The sequence below is a fragment of the Chloroflexus sp. genome (assembly GCF_049970315.1).
GTDB lineage: Bacteria > Chloroflexota > Chloroflexia > Chloroflexales > Chloroflexaceae > Chloroflexus.
In genome coordinates this window covers 88,990-107,976 of sequence record NZ_JBMFNE010000005.1, presented here as the reverse complement: position 1 = coordinate 107,976, position 18,987 = coordinate 88,990, and the positions used below count along the sequence as shown (strand labels likewise).

General features: G+C 57.0%; 21 protein-coding genes and 1 pseudogene. 14 read left to right on the top strand and 8 right to left on the bottom strand.

The features are described 5' to 3' along the window. Positions 1-9: 9 nt before the first annotated feature. From lysW (ACP5OT_RS05445) to ACP5OT_RS05415, 7 genes are all read right to left on the bottom strand, one after another. Entirely contained in the window at positions 10-177 is a 168-nt protein-coding gene (gene lysW / locus ACP5OT_RS05445) for a lysine biosynthesis protein LysW (protein WP_015942282.1), read from the bottom strand. Positions 178-260: 83 nt separating this feature from the next. Then, the gene (gene lysW, locus ACP5OT_RS05440; protein WP_428131570.1) at positions 261-428 is read right to left on the bottom strand and encodes a lysine biosynthesis protein LysW; all 168 of its coding nucleotides are present in this window, start codon (positions 426-428) and stop codon (positions 261-263) included. Positions 429-443: 15 nt separating this feature from the next. Then, positions 444-1,442 carry an isocitrate/isopropylmalate dehydrogenase family protein gene (locus ACP5OT_RS05435; protein WP_424676693.1) on the bottom strand — a complete coding sequence of 333 codons (999 nt, stop codon included), beginning with the start codon at positions 1,440-1,442 and terminating at the stop codon, positions 444-446. After that, positions 1,442-1,942 (bottom strand): homoaconitate hydratase, encoded by a 501-nt coding sequence (locus tag ACP5OT_RS05430; protein ID WP_424676692.1) that lies wholly within the window; start codon positions 1,940-1,942, stop codon positions 1,442-1,444. Before ACP5OT_RS05430 ends, ACP5OT_RS05435 begins: the two co-directional genes overlap by 1 nt. A gap of 28 nt (positions 1,943-1,970) precedes the next feature. Then, positions 1,971-3,221, bottom strand: coding sequence for a 3-isopropylmalate dehydratase large subunit (locus ACP5OT_RS05425; RefSeq protein ID WP_424676691.1), 1,251 nt, complete (start codon positions 3,219-3,221; stop codon positions 1,971-1,973). Between the two features lie 53 nt (positions 3,222-3,274). Continuing rightward, positions 3,275-4,402: a homocitrate synthase gene (gene lysS, locus ACP5OT_RS05420; RefSeq protein ID WP_424676690.1), complete on the bottom strand. Its 1,128-nt coding sequence runs from the start codon at positions 4,400-4,402 to the stop codon at positions 3,275-3,277. A 671-nt stretch (positions 4,403-5,073) separates the two neighbouring features. Continuing rightward, complete coding sequence (locus ACP5OT_RS05415) at positions 5,074-5,247, bottom strand: hypothetical protein (RefSeq protein ID WP_428112285.1); 174 nt, start codon at positions 5,245-5,247, stop codon at positions 5,074-5,076. A gap of 266 nt (positions 5,248-5,513) precedes the next feature. On the opposite strand from ACP5OT_RS05415, the gene ACP5OT_RS05410 reads away from it, so the two are divergent. From ACP5OT_RS05410 to ACP5OT_RS05350, 13 genes and pseudogenes are all read left to right on the top strand, one after another. Next, positions 5,514-5,837 carry a cupin domain-containing protein gene (locus ACP5OT_RS05410; protein ID WP_428112287.1) on the top strand — a complete coding sequence of 108 codons (324 nt, stop codon included), beginning with the start codon at positions 5,514-5,516 and terminating at the stop codon, positions 5,835-5,837. Positions 5,838-5,873: 36 nt separating this feature from the next. Further along, positions 5,874-6,686 carry a YwiC-like family protein gene (locus ACP5OT_RS05405; protein WP_428131567.1) on the top strand — a complete coding sequence of 271 codons (813 nt, stop codon included), beginning with the start codon at positions 5,874-5,876 and terminating at the stop codon, positions 6,684-6,686. Between the two features lie 101 nt (positions 6,687-6,787). Further along, positions 6,788-7,009 (top strand): DUF2905 domain-containing protein, encoded by a 222-nt coding sequence (locus ACP5OT_RS05400; RefSeq protein ID WP_424676687.1) that lies wholly within the window; start codon positions 6,788-6,790, stop codon positions 7,007-7,009. A gap of 21 nt (positions 7,010-7,030) precedes the next feature. Then, positions 7,031-8,212 carry a VLRF1 family aeRF1-type release factor gene (locus tag ACP5OT_RS05395; RefSeq protein WP_428131565.1) on the top strand — a complete coding sequence of 394 codons (1,182 nt, stop codon included), beginning with the start codon at positions 7,031-7,033 and terminating at the stop codon, positions 8,210-8,212. 93 nt (positions 8,213-8,305) lie between these two features. Continuing rightward, positions 8,306-9,241, top strand: a complete 936-nt coding sequence (locus ACP5OT_RS05390) for a DnaJ C-terminal domain-containing protein (RefSeq protein WP_424676685.1) — start codon at positions 8,306-8,308, stop codon at positions 9,239-9,241. A 46-nt stretch (positions 9,242-9,287) separates the two neighbouring features. Beyond that, positions 9,288-10,478, top strand: a complete 1,191-nt coding sequence (locus tag ACP5OT_RS05385; RefSeq protein WP_424676684.1) for a S1C family serine protease — start codon at positions 9,288-9,290, stop codon at positions 10,476-10,478. A 21-nt stretch (positions 10,479-10,499) separates the two neighbouring features. Then, the gene (locus tag ACP5OT_RS05380; RefSeq protein ID WP_428131562.1) at positions 10,500-10,817 is read left to right on the top strand and encodes a chaperone modulator CbpM; all 318 of its coding nucleotides are present in this window, start codon (positions 10,500-10,502) and stop codon (positions 10,815-10,817) included. A 35-nt stretch (positions 10,818-10,852) separates the two neighbouring features. After that, entirely contained in the window at positions 10,853-11,107 is a 255-nt protein-coding gene (locus ACP5OT_RS05375) for a hypothetical protein (protein ID WP_428131560.1), read from the top strand. 17 nt (positions 11,108-11,124) lie between these two features. Continuing rightward, on the top strand, positions 11,125-11,526 hold the full coding sequence (locus tag ACP5OT_RS05370; protein WP_424676681.1) for an Hsp20/alpha crystallin family protein: 402 nt from the start codon (positions 11,125-11,127) through the stop codon (positions 11,524-11,526). A 2-nt stretch (positions 11,527-11,528) separates the two neighbouring features. Then, on the top strand, positions 11,529-13,895 hold the full coding sequence (gene lon / locus ACP5OT_RS05365) for an endopeptidase La (RefSeq protein ID WP_424676680.1): 2,367 nt from the start codon (positions 11,529-11,531) through the stop codon (positions 13,893-13,895). 237 nt (positions 13,896-14,132) lie between these two features. Further along, positions 14,133-14,945: a DsbA family protein gene (locus tag ACP5OT_RS05360; protein ID WP_424676679.1), complete on the top strand. Its 813-nt coding sequence runs from the start codon at positions 14,133-14,135 to the stop codon at positions 14,943-14,945. Positions 14,946-15,205: 260 nt separating this feature from the next. Further along, on the top strand, positions 15,206-15,775 hold the full coding sequence (gene thpR / locus ACP5OT_RS05355) for an RNA 2',3'-cyclic phosphodiesterase (RefSeq protein WP_424676678.1): 570 nt from the start codon (positions 15,206-15,208) through the stop codon (positions 15,773-15,775). 592 nt (positions 15,776-16,367) lie between these two features. Next, positions 16,368-16,886, top strand: a pseudogene (locus tag ACP5OT_RS05350) (vitamin K epoxide reductase family protein). A gap of 234 nt (positions 16,887-17,120) precedes the next feature. Here ACP5OT_RS05350 and ACP5OT_RS05345 read toward each other — a convergent pair. Continuing rightward, positions 17,121-17,261, bottom strand: a complete 141-nt coding sequence (locus ACP5OT_RS05345; RefSeq protein ID WP_428131557.1) for a hypothetical protein — start codon at positions 17,259-17,261, stop codon at positions 17,121-17,123. A gap of 453 nt (positions 17,262-17,714) precedes the next feature. Between ACP5OT_RS05345 and ACP5OT_RS05340 the strand changes: the two genes are divergently transcribed. Continuing rightward, on the top strand, positions 17,715-18,950 hold the full coding sequence (locus ACP5OT_RS05340) for a TsoY family (seleno)protein (protein ID WP_428131555.1): 1,236 nt from the start codon (positions 17,715-17,717) through the stop codon (positions 18,948-18,950). The last annotated feature ends 37 nt before the right edge of the window (positions 18,951-18,987 follow it).

Genomic DNA, 18,987 nt, shown 5'->3' with positions numbered 1-18,987 from the left:
TCGGCTCTCCTATTCTCCCCAATCCTCTTCAACCTCAGGCGCGAGGGCGAGGGTGGGTGGGTTGAGACTCACAACTTCCAATTCAGCACCGCAATCCGGGCAGGCAATAATTTCGTTTTCCAGCGTGCCTTCTGGTAGAGTAATCTCAGCGGCGCATTCGGGGCATTCGGCGCGCATAACAGGTACTCCTCAGGTATTGGCAATACAGCTCTTGCAGATGCCTCATGCGGCAGGGATCGTCCCTGCCGCGTAGACATTTCCTATTCTCCCCAATCCTCTTCAACCTCAGGCGCGAGGGCGAGGGTGGGTGGGTTGAGGCTAACGACCTCCAATTCAGCGCCACAATCGGGGCAGGCGATGATCTCGCTCTCTAGGGTGTTGGCTGGCAGCATAATCGGCGCGACGCATTCAGGACATTCGGCATGCATAGGTAGTTTCTCCTTTCAGGCTTGTGTTGCTATCTGTTCAAGAATGGCTTCAGTGACTTCACGTGTTGTCGCATCACCGCCAACATCCGGTGTGCGAATTCCTTCGCTAGCGACGGCGTCCATCGCGCGGCGTAACCGTTCGGCGGCGCGAGGCCGCCCAATCCACTCGAGCAGCATCACCACACAGTTGAGGGCTGCGGTTGGGTTGGCAATCCCCCGCCCAGCAATATCAGGCGCTGCACCATGCACCGGTTCAAATAGTGCATGGCCATGACCGAGATTACTACTGGCCGCCACGCCTAAACCGCCGCCGTGAATGCAGGCAATATCCGACAGAATATCACCGAACATGTTAGTGGTAACGATCACGTCAAACCGTTGCGGTTGGGCGGCGAGTTGCATTGCCGCCACATCAACCAACCGTTCCTCGAAGGTTAACTCTGGGAAGTCGGCAGCGGCCTCTAGTGCTGCGGTGCGGAAGAGGCCGTCACTAACCCGCAGCACATTAGCTTTATGAACAATCGTGATCTTGCCGGGATGGCCGGCGGCTTGGCGGGTGCGCGCCAGTTCGCAGGCGGTACGGACAATCCGGGCCGAAGCGGCGCGCGTAATCACTCGCTCGGCAATTGCAGTGTTACCGTCGTCTTCGAGCCGTTCACGCCCACTGTACAAATCTTCGGTATTCTCGCGTACCACAACCAGATCAACGCCGGGGCCAATGGTTGGCCTAATGTTGGCGTAGAGATCGAGGGTGCGGCGCAATTCGACAATCGGACTACGGTATCCGGGTACCGGGTAGCTTGGTGAGGCAACTGCGCCGAAGAGAATAGCAGTCGCCTCACGGGCTGCTGCGAGTGTTTCGGCGGGAAGGGCGACGCCGGTGCGCTGGAAGACGCCCCACCCCGCCTCGACTTCACAGAGGGTGAGGTCTGGTGCCAACACGCGTAACACCGCCGTTGCCGCAGCCATTACTTCAGGACCGATCCCATCACCGGGAATGACACAGATCCGCATTACGCCACCTCACCGGGAAAGCGACCGTATTGGCGATAGAAGGGAACAATCCCGCCGGCGGCCCATACTTCACGCAAAAACAGTGGTGGTGGTGGTAGATTGATCACCCGCCCATCGGCTGTAGTAATCCGTCCCTGTTCGAGATCGAGTTCGACTTCGTCACCATCGGCCAGTTCAGCGGTCAGATCGGCGGTAAAGCAGGGAATACCGAGATTGAGCGCATTGCGGAAGAAGATCCGCGCAAAGAGTGGCGCAATAATCGCACCAATGCCAACCATACGGAGTGCCAACGGCGCATACTCACGTGAACTACCACAGCCAAAGTTCTTCCCGGCGACGATGATGTCACCCGGGCGCACGTTCGGTGCGAAATCAGGTCGGTGTTCAACAAACGGGTAGCGGCGTAGTTCACTTTCATCTTTCAACATATACGGCGCATACCGGCCGGGCACAATCTGATCGGTATTGATGTCGGGGCCAAAGAGCCAGACGCGAGCCATAGCAATGCCTCTCTTTCTGCACTGAGCGTTACTGCGATACGACCGGCTGGTCATCCATCACCGCGCGCGGATCGGTCAGATAGCCGGTAAGCGCCGTCGCGGCGGCGACTGCCGGCGAAGCTAAATAGATCTGCGCTTCGGGACTGCCCATACGGCCACGGAAATTGCGATTACCGGTGAACAGACAGACCTCACCGGGGGCAAGTACGCCCATATGACGGCCAATGCATGCGCCACAACCCGGTGTGCCGATGGTCGCACCGGCGGCGAGGAGAGTGGCAAGGGTACCATCAGCGGCGGCGCGATGCAGCGCCTGGGCGCTGGCCGGCACAACGATCATCCGCACGCCGGGAGCGATACGTCGGCCGGCCAGAATCTGGGCTGCCACTGCCATATCTTCGTAATGGCCGTTGGTGCAAGTGCCGAGGTAGACCACATCAACGGCGACGCGCCCCAGATCACTGAGGTTCGCAACATTGTCAACATAGTGCGGTGCCGAGACTTGTGGCTCTAGTTGCTCAAGATCGATCTCAACCACCTCTTGGTACTGAGCGTCAGCATCGACGGTTGGCACGAGTGGCCCGTGCAGTTCAAGCCCGGTCGGTGGGATAATACCGGCCTTAGCGCCCATCTCAATTGAGAGCGTCGCCAGCGTCATCCGCTCCATCACGCTCAGGTTCTCAACCCCGTGCCACTCGATGGCAGCATATGTTGCTCCATCGGCGCGGAGCAGACGGGCAGCGCGGAGCGCCAAATCTTTCGGCCCCACCCCAAACCCAAACTCACCGCGTGCTCGCACCACGATGGTCTCCGGCACACGCAACCACGTCTTTCCGGTAGCCAATGCAAGCGCGATGTCGGTGCTGCCCATACCGGTACCAAACGCTCCGACACAGCCATACGCCGTACTGTGGCTATCGCTCCCCAAAATTAACATGCCCGGCTGGGCCAACCCCTCTTCCACCAACACCGGGTGCGAAATACCGCGCCCGACATCAAACAGATTGGGAATACCCTGTGCGCGCACCCAGCGCCGCACTTCTTGCTGTTTTTCTGCGGTCTGTACACTGGCAGCCGGGGCGACGTGATCGATCACAACTGCAATGCGCTGAGGGTCCCACACCCGCTCAGCGCCCAGTTCGTTGTGGAGAATGCGGATAATGCCGGGTGCCAAGCTATCGTGGACCATCACTAGATCAACATTCGCCGTCACCACATCGCCGGCGCGCACCGCTCGCCCGGCAACACGGCTTAAGATTTGTTCGCTCATTGTTGGCATCGTTGTATCCTCGTGTTATATTGATGGCCGCAGTCTGTGCGGCCTTACCAGGATTACTCGGCGTAGCTATAGAGAATCTCGTCGATCATTGCGCCATCAAGGTCGTGTTCGTCGCCGAGGGCCTTGATGCGGGCGGCGGCGGCGCGGGCTTGCGCTTCGCTAAGGGTGATACCCAATTCGCGGGCGCGTTCGGCGACGGCGTGCCAACCGACCAGCCGGTGGGCAATCGCGATGGTGCGCTGGCGACCGAACAGGTTCGGATCGAGCACTTCGTAGCTGCGTGGATCGGCCAGCACGGCTTTTGTGTGCATTCCAGCCTTGTGGTGAAAAGCGGTCGGGCTGGTAATACACTGGTTGAACGGGATTTCGATGCCGAGCATAGTTGCCACCGTCTCGTCGATCTTCGGCAACAGATCGAGACGATACCGTCGAACACGATTCGGATCGACGCTCGCAATTCGTGCAATCATCCCGCTCAGACTGGCAATACCGTTGCGTTCACCAATCCCAAGTACCGTCACATCGAGGTGGGTTGCACCGGCTTCGTAAGCGCAAAAGGTATTGGCGACCGCGCAGCCACTATCGTTGTGGCCGTGAAATTCGATGTCGCATGTGACTTCAGCACGCACAGCGCTAACCACTTCGTAGACTTGACGCGGCGTAGCGATGCCAACGGTATCGGCAAGACCGATTCGTTGGACGCCCATCGTCTCGACCGCGCGGTAAATGCGGATCAAGTCGGCAAGGTCGGTGCGGAAACTATCTTCACACGAAAAGCGCACCTCAACGTCGTGGTCGCGCAGGTACGTGATCACCTGTTGCGCTTCAGCCAAAATCTCATTCAGGCTGCGTCCATGACTTACTGTGCGTAGTGGTTCGGACGTAGCGAAGAGCAGATTCGCCCCTTGTGCACCGTGTTCGACGGCGAGGCGTGCATCGGTCATGTGACAGCGGATATGGGTGAGGATACGGGCGCGGAGACCGTGACGGGCAATGGTGGCGAGATCACGCGCACTTTGCGGCGAAGCTGCCGGAGAGGTGAGTTCGATATACTCAACGCCGAATGCGTCGAGCATTTCTGCGATAGCAAGCCGTTGGGCGGACGTAAAGCGGGCGCTGGCGAACTGTTCGCCTTCGCGCAGGGTGGTATCGACGAAAAACAGACGCTCAGGCAGTGACATACGGTGACACCTCTCTCACTTGACATGAGCCAAAAAGTTCAGGCCGGCAATAGCGTGGCGTATAGGCAACTGGGCTGGTTGTGGCTATCCGTTTCATATATACCTCCGTTGCACAAACAACTGACCCGGCGCACCGTATGGTCTGGTGAGCCGGGTCTTGTCTCTTCCACGCAGCAGACAAGCAGAGCTAACCAGACCTTTCGTCCGGCTTCTTCGCGCGCTTGATCTGCTTGGTGGATGCGTGTTCGTTTCTCATAGTGTGACGAATATACCAGAAGTCGAGTTTTGTGTCAAATGGGGATTCGGTATGTGAAGTCTATGCTGCTCCTCCGCAGATACACAGACGCAAAGCGGGCAAAGGCGCAGAGGATGGTAAACGCAAAGACGCAAAGGACGCAAAGACGCAAAGGACGCAAAGACGCAAAGACGCAGAGGGCACAAAGGGGTTTGGGGGAAGAGTTACTAGAAGCCACAAGAGAGTACTATTGTACGTTTGTGCCTTTTGCGATTTTTTGTGGCTATTTCTATGTGTTCTCTGCGTTCTCGGTGGCACAGGTTTTGCCCCCACCCCTTACCCCTCCTCCAGCGGGGGAGAAGCATCTTACACCTCCCTCCAGCGGGGGAGGCTAGGAGGGGGGGTATTTCTCCAAAACGCCATGCTCGTAACACACTTACGGATTCGGCGTTGTTTCCGTCCCTGCCGGCGCGATGTTTTGCGGTATGGTAGTGATAGAATTGCTGACCAAAAGGCTAGCAACCATGATGATAAAGACGAGCGAGATAAGAGCTGACAATGACCAGCCCTGTATCGGCGGCGTTGGAAATGCTTGACGACCCTGATTCATAGCGTTCTCTTTCTCTAGGTTAATCGCGGAAGGCGCAAACAGCAGCGTCAGGTCGATCTGATAGACCTATGAGCAGTATATCCCATTCTATCTCGATAACAAGGGATATATTCCGAATGCCAATGGTGCAGTTTTTCGTAAGCGGCTTTAATCTGTGTGAGACATTCCTCTCTCGTAAGTAGGTACGAAACGTGGTATAACGGTGATACACACATGCATCGTCCGCCGTTTGTTGCGCTGATCCTGCGCGTAAAGGAACAACAGCGATGAGCCTTGCCACGGTCTACCATCTGATCGACCAGCTCAACATCCCAGTGGATGGAATTATCAGTCGCACGATTTACCAAGATGCAACGATCAAAGCGGTTCTCTTCGGCTTTGCTGCCGGACAAGAGTTATCAGAGCATACCGCTGCGATACCGGCCATTATGCATATCCTGCAAGGTGAAGCGCGTATCACACTCGGCGAAGAGGTTGTTGAGGCAGTGCCTAACACGTGGGTGCATATGCCGGCGCGGTTGCCACATAGCCTACAAGCGCGAACGCCGGTCGTGATGTTATTGCTGCTCCTTAAAGGTTCACGCGAATAAGCGACGATTGCCTAGTGTTGGACGGAGAAAGGCCGCATGCACCAAAACAAACATCTGATCCGTACACCGCAACCGGTGCGGATACGGCCAATTGCATTGCCGGTTGAACACGGTGGTTGGGGGTTTTTAGCAGCACCGATTGTGCTTGGATTGTGGTTGGCGCCCTCGATGGCAGGGTTCTGGTTGAGTCTGGCCGGCTTCGGTGCCTTCCTGACGCGCCAGCCGCTCAAGATCGCATTCGGCGATTACCGACGCAGAAAACGCTATCCACGCACCGTTATTGCCGAGCGGTTCGTGGTGGGCTATAGTACGATTGCGTTCATCGGTCTTGGTTTGGCAATCGTCAATGCAGCGGCACCCTTTTGGTTGCCGATTGCACTCGCTGCTCCATTTGCGATAAGCCAATTATTCTTCGATCTACGAAAGGAGAGTCGGGCGCTTGCGGCCGAATTGTGCGGTGCTGTGGCGATTAGTGCGTTGGTGGCAGCGATTATGATGGCAGATGGTTGGTCATTCCCACCGGCGATGCTGGCGTGGTTACTCCTTGCAATGCAAGCCGCAACCGCGATCATCTATGTCCGTGTTCGCCTACGCTTAGCGCGTAACGAACCGGTGGGTCGTGCGCCGGTATTGCTCTGGCACGGAATAGCAGTGCTCATAGCCGGTGGTCTCGTGGTATTGGATTGGGTTGGTTGGCCGGTGCTTCTCATCTTTATCCTTCTTACCCTACGCTGCTGGATCGGTCTCTTACCACGCAGCCTGACCACACCGACACCATTGGTGGGGATGCAAGAATTAGGTGCAAGTCTTCTCACCGTCATCGGAATCGGTTTCAGTATCGGTTTCTAACACATTATTAGCACCCCGTTGACCGCTGGCTAATATCGTTCCATCATAATACCAAAGTAGAAGACAACGGAGCAGTGTGTCTGCTCACATTGAGGTGTGGTATGAACGAGTTAGGACGGTGGTTAATCGGTACCGGTGTGGTCTTGATTGTCATCGGTCTCGTTGTACTGGCCGCCGGTCGGTTGCCATGGCTAGGTCGCCTACCCGGCGATATCCTGATCGAGCGGGATAATCTAACCATCTTTATTCCGTTGGGCACCATGCTGGTGGTGAGTTTGGTCTTGACCGTCATCGCCAACGTGATCGCACGCTGGTGGCGTTGATCGTCGGAAAGGATGGGACGTATGATCGATCGCGAGATGGTGCAACAGATTCGGTCCGAATTGGGTGAATTGCAGCCGCCGGTTCTCTCGTTATACGTAGCGGTCAATCCGGCCAACCCTGAGAATGCCGGACGAGCGTGGGCGTTGCGGGCGCGTAACGCGGTAAAGGCGTTGGCGGCTCCGGCCGATATTGAACAGGCAGTACTGGCAGCGCTCGATGCGGAGATGGTGCCCGAAGCACGCACGTTAGCGCTCTTCGCGGCGGCGCCGGTGGCCGAAGCCAGGAGTTCGACGGTGACGATTACCCGTTTGCCGTTGCATATCGACCTACCGTTGCTTGATTTGACCAACGGTCGGGTCGAGGCACGCTGGGGTGAGCCATATATTGCACCAATTGTATATGCGCTCGACCAGTATGAGCGCACCGCCATTGTCTGGTTGCGTGGCGAGGGTTGGCGCTTCTTTGAGGTGTTCCTTGGCGAAATCGTTGAGTATACCGATGTGTTCCGCAATGTCGAGAGCGAGCTGTGGCGTGAAGTTAGCGAGTTCGATCCACACCGTTTGCGTGAACGGTTGCGTACACAGGCGATGGGGAATCGCGACCGCTTTGCGCGTCGGATGGAAAATATCGCCACTCGCTATCTGCAACGGCTCGCTGAACTGACCGAACGGGCTATGACTCATTTCGGTCTGCGCCGTTTGGTATTGCTCGGTCGTGAAGAGGCGACCAAGCAGTTTGCCGATCTCTTGCCGCGCACCATCCGTCAGATGGTGATTGCTCATGTGGCAGATTTACCCCATCCTGATGCGTCGCTTGCCCATGTTCTTGCCAAAGTCGGGCCGATCCTCGAGCAGGTAGAACAGGCGCACGAGCAAGAGTTGCTCGACCAGATCACGCGCCAACCCGGTGTATGGGGTATCGATCCCACGTTGTCGATGTTGCAAGAGGGACGGCTGAGCGTATTGGTAGCACCATGGCATCTTAATACCGACGTCTGGATGACCGACGATGGCCTGCTGGCCGGTAGTCGTGAGCAAGCGATGCTGTTGCATGCTGCTGGTGAACCGCAATCGGTGCCGTTACGAGATGTACTGATCGATATCTGTGCAGCATACGCTACGCGACTCGAGTTTGCCGCCGGACCGGCAGAGGAGCGGTTACTACGTGATCTGAACGGTTTGGCCGGTCTGTTGCGTTGGTGATAGTTTCGCGCTATTGACTGCTCTCGCAGAGGCGGCGTCACACGCCGTCTCTGAATCCGATACATAATTTCAATTCATCGTTGTCGAACTACTATGGAATTCAAAGATTATTACGCTATCTTAGGCGTCAGCCCGGATGCTGATGAACAGGCTATCAAACAAGCCTACCGTAAATTGGCGCGGCAGTACCATCCTGATGTCAATCCGGGCGATAAGAAAGCCGAAGAGCGTTTCAAAGAGATCAACGAGGCGTATCAAGCCTTGAGTGATCCGGAACGACGCCGCAAGTACGACGAGTTGCGTGCGTACTATCAACGCTGGCAGCGTAGCGGCGGTCGCGGTGAGTTTAACTGGAGTCAGTGGCAGGCTTCGCCTGGCCAACAGGTCTATACCTACAACGTCTCTCCCGAAGACCTGGAAGACTTATTTGGCGCCGATAGCCCGTTCTCCGACTTCTTCAGTTCGATCTTCGGTCAGCCACAATTCCGCCGGCCAAGCCGTCCGGCACGCGGACGCGATCTCGAAGTGCCGGTGACCGTCTCTCTCGAAGAGGCGTTCTCCGGTACAACGCGCTCGCTCCAGGTCGGTGACCGTCGGATCGAGGCCCGGATTCCGCGTGGCGTGCGTACCGGTACGCGGGTGCGGTTGAGCGGGCAAGGTGCTCCCGGTATTGCCGGTGGCGCGTCGGGTGACCTGTATCTGGTTGTCGAAGTCGAACCACATCCGCAATTTGAGCGCGACGGCGATGATCTGATGACGACTATCGAGGTCGATGCCTTTACTGCCGCAGTAGGTGGCGAGGTGCGTGTGCCAACAATTGATGGTACGGTAACCCTGAAGATTCCACCACGTACCCAAGCTGATAAGGTCTTCCGATTGCGTGGGAAGGGGATGCCGCGGTTAGAAAATCCGACAGAACGCGGCGATCTGTTTGTGCGGGTGAAATTGGTTTTGCCTGAGCCATTGAGCGATGCGGAATTGAATACGTTGCGCGAATTGGTGCGAAACCGCAGAACGGTTGGGCGGTAGGCTTACGGCTGTAAGCCGCCTTGTAATGGTAACGAAGAGGTTTTCTATGTCGGAACGAACCGGTCGTGGTCGGAGAATGGTGTTATTCTTCGAACTATTCTTGCTGCTGGTTATTGCCGGTGCGTTCGTATGGACAGCACTGGTGAATGATCGGCGAGAAACCGTGGCGGTTGCGCCATCGCCAACACCGGTGACGTTCACCATGCCCACGATTATTCCAATGACCGCGACCGATCTGGAAGCTCAGATCGCCGCCGTCTATCGTGAGGCTGGGCCGAGTGTGGTAAATATCACCAGTCGCTCGATCAGCTACGACTTTTTCTTTAATCCGGTGCCCCGCCAGGGTAGTGGCTCAGGCTTTTTCTACGATACCGCAGGCCATATTGTCACCAACTATCACGTGGTGGCCGATGCCGATGAATTGCAAGTAACACTCGCCGATGGACGTACTGTGTCGGCCAAGATTGTCGGCAGTGACCCATCGAACGATCTGGCCGTGATTAAAGTCGCTTCACCGGTCGATGAGATTCGGCCACTGCCGATCGGTGACTCGACGCAGGTGTATGTCGGTCAATTTGTCCTCGCCATCGGTAATCCGTTTGGTCTTGAACGTACCCTCACCTTTGGAATTGTCAGTGCGCTTGGACGGGTCATCGAGAGTCCGAACCAGCGCTTCATCGGCGAGGTCATCCAATCGGACGTGGCCATTAACCCCGGTAATTCGGGTGGACCACTCCTCGATTTGACAGGCCGTGTAATCGGGGTTAATTCGGCCATTCTCAGTCCCAGTGGGGCCAATGCTGGCATCGGCTTTGCTATCTCGGCGCGAACAGTGCAGCGCGTAGTACCGGTGTTGATCCGGGAAGGGCGCTATCCGCACCCATCGTTGGGAGTGCGCGTGATCGAACTGACGCCGCAACGTGCTGCGCTGTTTGAGCGGGCCGGTATGAATTTGCCAATCAAAGAGGGGTTACTCATTGCCGAATTGGTCGAAGGTGGTCCGGCTGCCCGAGCCGGTTTGCGGGGGCCGCAGCAGGTAGTGCGAGTCGGAAACTGGATGTTGCCGGTTGGGGGTGACGTGATCGTGGCAATCAACGGTCGCTCGATCACGAGCAGCCAGGAGCTATTGGTCTATCTCGAAACCGAAACCCAAGTGGGTGAAACGGTGCAAGTAACCGTTATTCGTAATGGTCGTGAGCAGATTGTCCCGGTGACGCTAGCCGAATTGTCGTCGTAAACACACAAGGAGCCGACGCCTATGTTAGTGCGACGGATGAGTTTAGAGGAATTAGCACGTGCTACCGGGTTGCCAGTGCCGGTGTTGCAGTATTTGGCCGATGTGGGGTACATCCATCCTTTTCCTCAGTTGCCGGCGGCTGAGTTCGATGAACTTCGCCGGATCAGACGCTTGATCGACGATCTCGGTGTAGCGACCGATACCGTTGATCTGATCTTACATATGCGCCGGCGTATGCTGGCGATGCAACGCGAAATCGCTCGACTGCGCGCCGAATTGGCGTACCGAAGAGCTTTTGATGGCGTGAATACATGGGTTGACGCGGACTGGTACGAGTAACGCGCACTCGTTTCTATTGGAGGAGGTCTATAACGATGTATCGAATCGATTTTCGCCCGTTTGATTATCTCACCGCCGAACTAGCGGCGTTATGGTGGTTTTATTTGTCGCAGGGTCTGGCGCTCATTGCGCTTGGTGTGGCTGTGATCATTTGGCCTGAGTTGTTGGCCTATTTAGCAGCGATTTTCTTCATAGCCATTGGGGTAGTCTTACTTGTACTTGGTTGGCGTGTGCGACAGGTTAAACGCCGTTATGAACTCTTTAAACAATCATTTCTCCTCGAACCGTAAAGCAAAGGAATTGAACAATGAGCGATGCTTCGTACATTCGTATTTTACGCAGCCGGTGGCCGTATGCTCAGTTCGATACTCGGCCGTGGTCGCCGCCAATTAACGTTTGCGAAACCGAGCACGAAATGGTGCTGGTGATCGAATTAGCCGGTGTGGATCCGGCAACGTTGCAGATTGAAGCATACCCAGAACTGGTCCGGATCGCCGGAGCACGCCAACTGGCGCTACCGGCAGGCCTGCGCCGCTTGCACCGCATGGAGATTGCTGCCGGTGTGTTCCAGATTGAAGTGCCGTTTGAGCGACCCATCGATCCTGATCGCACAAGTGCCCGTTCAATCCATGGGCTACTGGAAATCCGACTACCGTTTGCCGGACGTTCACGGCGGCAGGTTGTTATTCCGGTAGCGGAGGGAGAATAACTGTGAGTGAAGCGAACGTTGTCCAACGGCCAGTAACGCCAGATATTCCTGAACTATTGCCGATTCTGCCGATCAATAATGCAGTGCTCTTCCCAGGTATGTTTTTGCCACTGGTCGTCAGTGGCGACGCATGGGTACGTCTGGTCGATGAAGCAGCACTGTCAACGAAGATGATCGGTGTGTTTCGTCGCGTGCAGGCCGGCGAGGAGTTTGAACCGTCAATGTTAGCGTCCACCGGTACGGCGGCAATGATCGTGCGCATGATGCGTTTGCCGCAGGGTGGGGTTCAACTGCTTTTGCAAGGGCAGGCGCGGATCAAGGTACAACACTGGGTGTCGATTAAGCCCTATCCGCAGGCGCGGGTGAGCATCTCCCATGATCCGCACGAAACATCACTGGAGACATCGGGCTTGGCGCGGGCAGCACTGGCCGGTTTTCAGCAAATTGTCGAGCTGAGTCCTAATCTGCCCGATGAATTAGCCATTGCAGCCGCTAATGCGCCCCATCCCGGCATGCTGGCCGACCTCATTGCGGCCAATCTGAACCTGAGTCTCGACGATCAGCAGGCCGTGCTCGACATCCTCGATGTCACCGAGCGGTTGCAGCACGTGTTGCGGCTGCTCGAACGTGAGCGTGAAATCTTGATGATCGGGCGGAAAGCTCAGGAAGAGGTCTCGAAGAATCAGCGTGAATATGTCTTGCGCCAGCAACTTGAAGCGATTAAGCGTGAATTGGGTGAGACCGATGATCATGCTGCCGAAATCGCCGAGCTGCGACGGCGGTTGGAGGAGGCCAATCTGCCGGCAGAAGCTCGCCAAGAGGCCGAGCGCGAGCTATCGCGGCTTGAGCGTATGCCACCCGGTGCGGCCGAGTATACGGTAGCGCGTACCTATCTCGATTGGATCCTCGATTTGCCGTGGCACGCTAGTACCGAAGACAATCTCGATATTACACAGGCGCGGCAGGTCCTCGACGAGGATCATTACGATCTAGCGCGGATCAAAGAGCGAATTATTGAATACCTTGCCGTGCGAAAACTTCGCCAAGAAGCGGGTGCCGGTGGCGAAACCCGCGGACCGATCCTCTGTTTCGTCGGTCCACCCGGTGTCGGTAAGACGAGTCTGGGGGCGTCCATTGCCCGCGCATTGGGGCGTAAATTTGTGCGTGTCGCCTTGGGTGGCGTGCGCGATGAAGCCGAAATCCGTGGTCATCGCCGTACCTACATCGGTGCCTTACCCGGACGGATTATTCAGGGCCTCAGCCGCGCCGGTAGCAACAACCCGGTCTTGCTCCTCGATGAAGTTGATAAACTGAGTATCGGTTTTCAGGGCGACCCGGCGGCAGCGCTGCTCGAAGTGCTTGACCCGGAACAGAACGTCGCTTTCGTCGATCGTTACCTTGATGTACCGTTTGATCTCAGCAAGGTACTCTTTGTATGCACAGCTAACCGTGCCGACACCATCCCGCCAGCGCTGCTTGACCGCATGGAGCTGTTGGAGTTGGCCGGCTACACCGAGCAAGAGAAACTGGAGATCGCACGACGCTACCTGATCCCACGTCAGCGCAACGAACAGGGATTAGCCGAACGCGGTCCAGAATTGACGACGGCTGCGTTACAACGGCTGATCCGCGAGTACACGCACGAAGCCGGGGTACGCGATCTCGAACGGCGTATCGGAGCGGTTTATCGCAAGATGGCTACTCGGTTGGCCGAAGGCAAAGAGATACCGGCGCAAGTTGATGCGGACGATCTCGATGATCTGCTTGGCCCACCGCGTTTTCGCAGTGAGACACTGCTCGGCGAGAATGAGGTTGGTGTTGTCACCGGCCTCGCATGGACACCCACCGGCGGCGATGTGCTCTTCGTTGAGGTAAGCGTAATTCCGGGGAGCGGCCAACTGATCCTTACCGGTCAGTTGGGTGATGTGATGAAAGAATCGGCACGGGCTGCCCTCACTTACGCCCGTTCGCGTGCTACTGAGCTAGGTATCGAAGCCGAGATCTTCCAGCAGAGCGATATTCACATTCACGTGCCTGCCGGCGCCGTTCCCAAAGACGGCCCTTCAGCCGGTATCACGATGGCGAGTGCGCTCATTTCGGCGCTGACGAAACGTGAAGTGGATAAGCGCATTGCGATGACCGGTGAGGTTACGTTACGCGGCAAAATCTTGCCGATTGGCGGGGTGAAAGAGAAGCTCCTGGCAGCGCAGCGGGCCGGTGTGCGTAAAGTCTTGTTACCGAAAGAGAATGAGATCGATCTGCGCGAGGTGCCCGCTGAAGCGAAAGAACAACTGGAGATTGTGCTCGTCAAGCACATGGACGAAGTGCTGCGTGAGTTGGGTCTCGTTGCTGCGCCGGTGAGTGAGTAGGACACCGGCGCAAGCTATGCGATGGTGAACTTACCGCACATGGCCTTGCTCGCCTTGAGCAATTGCTTCGGGAACTGCATCCTCTCACAATGCCAAACAGAACCGTCTTCCTACGGGACACCAGAAAGAGCGACTCTGCTCCCCATTACCCTTGGCGTGCTGGAAATGGATATTGATAAGGTGTGGTATGCTTCGCTGCCGCCTGCCTTTCTCATGTAATGAACAAAGGTTTACGCAATGACGTATCATTGCAGTCAATCCAAATCACTCCACGCTCGTGCGCTCATCCTTGCCTTCTGTATCGTTCTTACCGGTTGTGCAGCAACAGCGAATATTCCGACACCCTCACCCGTGTTCGACCGCCTACCGACCGTCACTCCCGAACTGCCGGCAGCACCGGAGCCAACGGCGCGCATTATCCGCTTGGGTGAAACCCCCTTACCAACCCCCTCAATGACCGCGGTGCCCACGCCGCTCATCACCGATAGTGGTGTGCTCACCGTGAGCATGGCGCAGCTCGGTCTCAGCGCCGAACCCTACGCTATACTCGGTGATCCCAATGCCCCGGTGACCATCGTCGAATTCACCGACTTCGGTTGCGCCTTCTGTCGCCGTTATCACCAGCTCACCTTTTCCGCTTTGGTGACCGAATTCGTTGAGACCGGAAAGGTCTTCTACGTTGTCAAGCACTTGCCGGTTACCAGTCCACAAGGCGAGTGGGCTGCGCTGGCGGCGATCTGCGCCGGCGAGCAGGGTAGCTACTGGGAGATGCACAATGCCCTCTTTGCTAACAGCGAGGCGTGGCAAGGCGACGCGGCCAGCGCACAGCGCCGCATTGACGCCATCGCTGCCGAGCTTGACCTCGATACGGCAGCGTTGCGGGCCTGCGCCGAACGCGCCGAGACCAAAGCCGTCATTGCCCACCACGTGAGCGAAGCGCATGCCCTGCGCATTTTTGGTACGCCGGTCTTCTTCATCAACAACCGGCTGCTGGCCGGTGCGCAGCCGATTGAGGTTTGGCGGCAAGTGTTGGTAGCAATGCTTCAGTAGGGTCACAGCGGTGCTGTGCCCTTGCGGTAACGTGACGGATACCGGCCTGTCGGTGCGGTTCCCCTACGTGTGATGAGGCACGGTGTAGGCGCGGTGAGGCACGGCTGCCATCGTGGTGGATTGGTGAGACGGGGCACACCCCCACCGGGAATGAACCGGCAACCGGGTACCGCGGCAGTAGGGGCACCGTAGGGGCAGAGTATTGCTTGATGGTGTACAATATTCTCCGATTACTAGAGTTACCAATGAGTGTATGTCCTATGCCCGACTCATCGTCTGAACCCACAATGCGCCTCTTTATCGCGCTTGATTTGCCGGACGAGGTGCGCCGTGAGCTGCGCGATGTACAGATGCGCCTAAGCATGCATAGCCGGGCTGTCCGTTGGAGTGACCCGGTCGGCATGCATCTGACACTCCACTTTCTGGGTGAGACGCCGGAACGGCTGGTCGAACCGTTGCTCGCCGGAATGCGCGCTATCACCGCGCCCACTTTGCGCCTCAGCCTTGACCGGCTGGGGTGTTTTCCACCAACCGGCTCGTTGCGCGTCGTTTGGGTTGGTCTCAGCGGTGATCTGGCCGGTTTAGCGACCCTCTACCAGTCCCTTGCCGGGGTTATTCAGTCGGTTGGATTGCCTACCGATCCGCGTCCGTTTACCCCTCACATCACCCTTGCCCGTTCCCGTCCCGAAGCAACACCGGCTGAATTGCGCGCGCTCCGCGCGGCGTTGCCCACAGTGTCGCTACAACCACTCGCTTGGCAGAGCGAGCGCCCCATCCTTTTCCGCAGCCAACTGACACCGCGCGGTGCCATCTATACGCCGTTGGGCTAGGTTGCGTGATTTGTACTTATTCGTTGGGTGACTTGCGCTAGTCACCAGCCATGGCAACCAATATTATGCACGTAGTGCTGAAAGGAGGTTGTCATGGCTCTCCGTGTTGGTGTGTATTGCCGTGCTCGGCGTATCGTCAGCGTTCGCGCAGTCGCTCGTTGTACGTGCCGTGCTCTTCTATTCGCCCACTTGCCCGCATTGCCACACTGTGCTCGATGAGGTGTTGCCGCCATTGCAGGCCCGCTATGGCAGCCAGTTGCACATTCTCACGATTGATGTGTCGACTCCTGCTGGTCAGTCGTTGTACAGCGCAGCGTTGCAAACCTTTGCTGTCGCTGCGTACCGGCAAGGCGTACCGGCCCTGTTCTTTGGTCAAACCCATCTGGTTGGGAGCGATGAGATTCCTACCCGGCTGCCCGGTTTGATCGAGCAAGCCCTAGCCGCCGGCGGAAATGCATGGCCGGCCATCCCCGGTATCGAGCCGTTGACGGCGACGTTTGAGTCTGGCGCTGCGCCGGTTGCACCATCGGCATCGTCGCCATTCAGCCGCGATCCGTTTGCCAATACGCTCGCGCTGCTGGTGCTGACCGGCATGGCGATTGCGTTCTTTGTCGCTGTTACGCGCCTGCGCTGGCCCTTTGACCGTCCGTTGCCCGTCACCCGCTCGCGCTGGATCCCGGCGTTGGCGGCGGTAGGAGTAGTCTTGGCCGGCTATCTGGCCTTCGTCGAATTGAACCAGCAGCGTGCAGTCTGTGGGCCGGTCGGCGATTGCAATACCGTTCACCAAAGCCCGTATGCCCGCTTGTTCGGCGTTCCGGTGGGCTTGATAGGTTTGGCTGGTTATCTTGCGATCATCGTGGCATGACTGCTCGATCGCTTTTCGCTCCTTCGCCTTGCCCGTCAAGCGTTAGTCGTGATGGCGCTGGCCGGTACGCTCTTCTCGCTCTATCTCACCTTCCTTGAGCCGTTTGTGATTGGGGCGACGTGCATATGGTGTCTCCTTTCAGCCATCACGATAACAGCGCTGCTTTGGGTGAATGCGCCACCTGCACCGCAGCACGTTGCCCGTGGCCGCCGGTCATTATCCCTATCATGGGGCACCATACCGTGATGGAGCGTGCCATATCGTTGTAGTAAAGACGCAGCGTATCGTGTCTCTACGGTGGCCCCTACCACCTCTTCCATTGCATGCCGGCTCCCTACGCTTTGGTGAGAGGTGGTAACAGGGTAAGTTAGTTTGTTGCACCTCACGATATGGGACCATCTTCTTTCTCCAGAAGTGCGCAAATGAATCCAACGTTCTGTTCCTGCCCCAATTGCACTGCGCAATCGTAGCTGATAGGCGTCACGTTCCCGCCTTCCAGAGCATCCACTGTTCTCGGAGTGTCGCCGTTATCGGTCGGACTTGCCACGAGGAGGCCAGATGCAATTGCCAACCGTTCGCAATGGCACGCTGCGGTGTGGCCCCAATCATGCACAGCATCATACTCCAGGCACGTCTAGGTTCGATCTCTGAGTCTCAGCCGTAGGTTGAGCACCGGCGGCTCGGTAGGGAGAAGCGATCCGCGGTACCGCGGTGTATACCAAGACATTTCATCGTGGCTTCGCGCTGGGTGCACCATGCCCCACCGCTTGTGTCGCTCATCGTCCGTGCGTAATGGCTGCGGTGATTGCGGTCCGTTCGCGCGACCGGCATCAATCGCCCTTCGTTCCTATCGGTGCAGCGTTGTGATAGTAACACTGCGCAGCGTCGTTGCTTTTCCAGGACATATGAGTGATTTGTTGAGGATACGTATTCCACGAATACGTGCCGACGAGAGTCTAGCCCCCACGATACCCCACCACATTTGTTAGTTGAACTATGTAACCTCAAACCAATATGTTGCATCTTATGGGCAAAAGGTCAAAATATCTTTGACAAAGAGGAGGTTGCTCAATCATGAGTCAGTTGATCGGTCGTTTGACGGGATTGCGGACGCTCGGCGAGCGGTATGTGCCGACCTACTTTTTAGCGGCACTTGGCAACGGTGGTATGGCTGTTACCTTCTTCATCTGGCTAAACTTTCTCGTTCCTCATCCGAAGACGCCCATTGTGACGTTTGACAGCATTGTCGCCCTTTGGGCGAAATCGGATCTGATCGGGCAAGCACTCTTGCTATTAGCGATGGTTGGGGTTGCACTCTTCGCTATCCGCCACTTCCAGTCGCTCATCTGGAATCTGAGCGAATTTGCTCATTTCCGCCGCAGCAGTGCCTATTTGCAACTGCGCGAAACCAACGGCGCAGTGACCCTGATGGCGTTGCCGCTCACGTTGGCAATGACGATTAACGTGCTGTTTGTCAGCGGTGCGGTCTTTGTGCCTGGTCTGTGGAATGTCGTCGAGTATCTCTTCCCCTTCGCAATGACGGCATTTTTTGCAGTGGGTGTGCTCGCGCTGCGCATGTTTGCCGATATCTTTGGCCGCGCTGTGGCCAATGGCCATTTCGACTGCGCGCGCAATAACCACTTGACGCAGATGCAGGCAGCGTTCGCCTTCGCGATGGTCGGCGTTGGCTTAGCTGCCCCGGCAGCGATGAGCAACGTAAAACTCACAATTGGCCTGTCAATCCTTGGTGCGATCTTCTACATCACAGCGGCGGTCGTGGTGGCAGTCGTGATGCTCATGTTGGGAGTGCGTGCCATGCTGACCACCGGCTTAGCCGTCGAGGCAGGGACGAGTCTGTGGCTGCCGATCCCACTGCTTACACTCATCGGCATCGCAATATTGCGCATCAGTCACGGTCTCCACAACGGCTTCGAGCTACATATCGATGCACCGCATCGTCTGCTGATCACCGCCTTCTTCTTCGCTCTGCAACTGTTCGTGGGGTTGTTCGGTTGGTCAGTGTTACGGCGAGTGGGCTATTTCCGTACCTACCTCAACGGTCCGTCGCGTAGCCCAGCGACGTATGGCCTGATCTGCCCGGCAGTTGGCCTGTTCGTGTTCGGCATGTTCTTCCTGCACGTTGGTCTGGTGCAGAATGGCTTGATCGAGAAGTTCTCACCGATCTATTTCGTCTTGCTGGCGGCTCTAGCTGTCGTGCAGGCACTCGGCATCGTAACGATGTTCCGCCTCGATCGCCGCCTCTTGGCTGCACCCGCCAAAGCTCTGGTCGAAGCCGAGAGTGTGGCCTAAATGGCCTCTATGCGGTGAGGGCTCCCCCTCTCCCCTA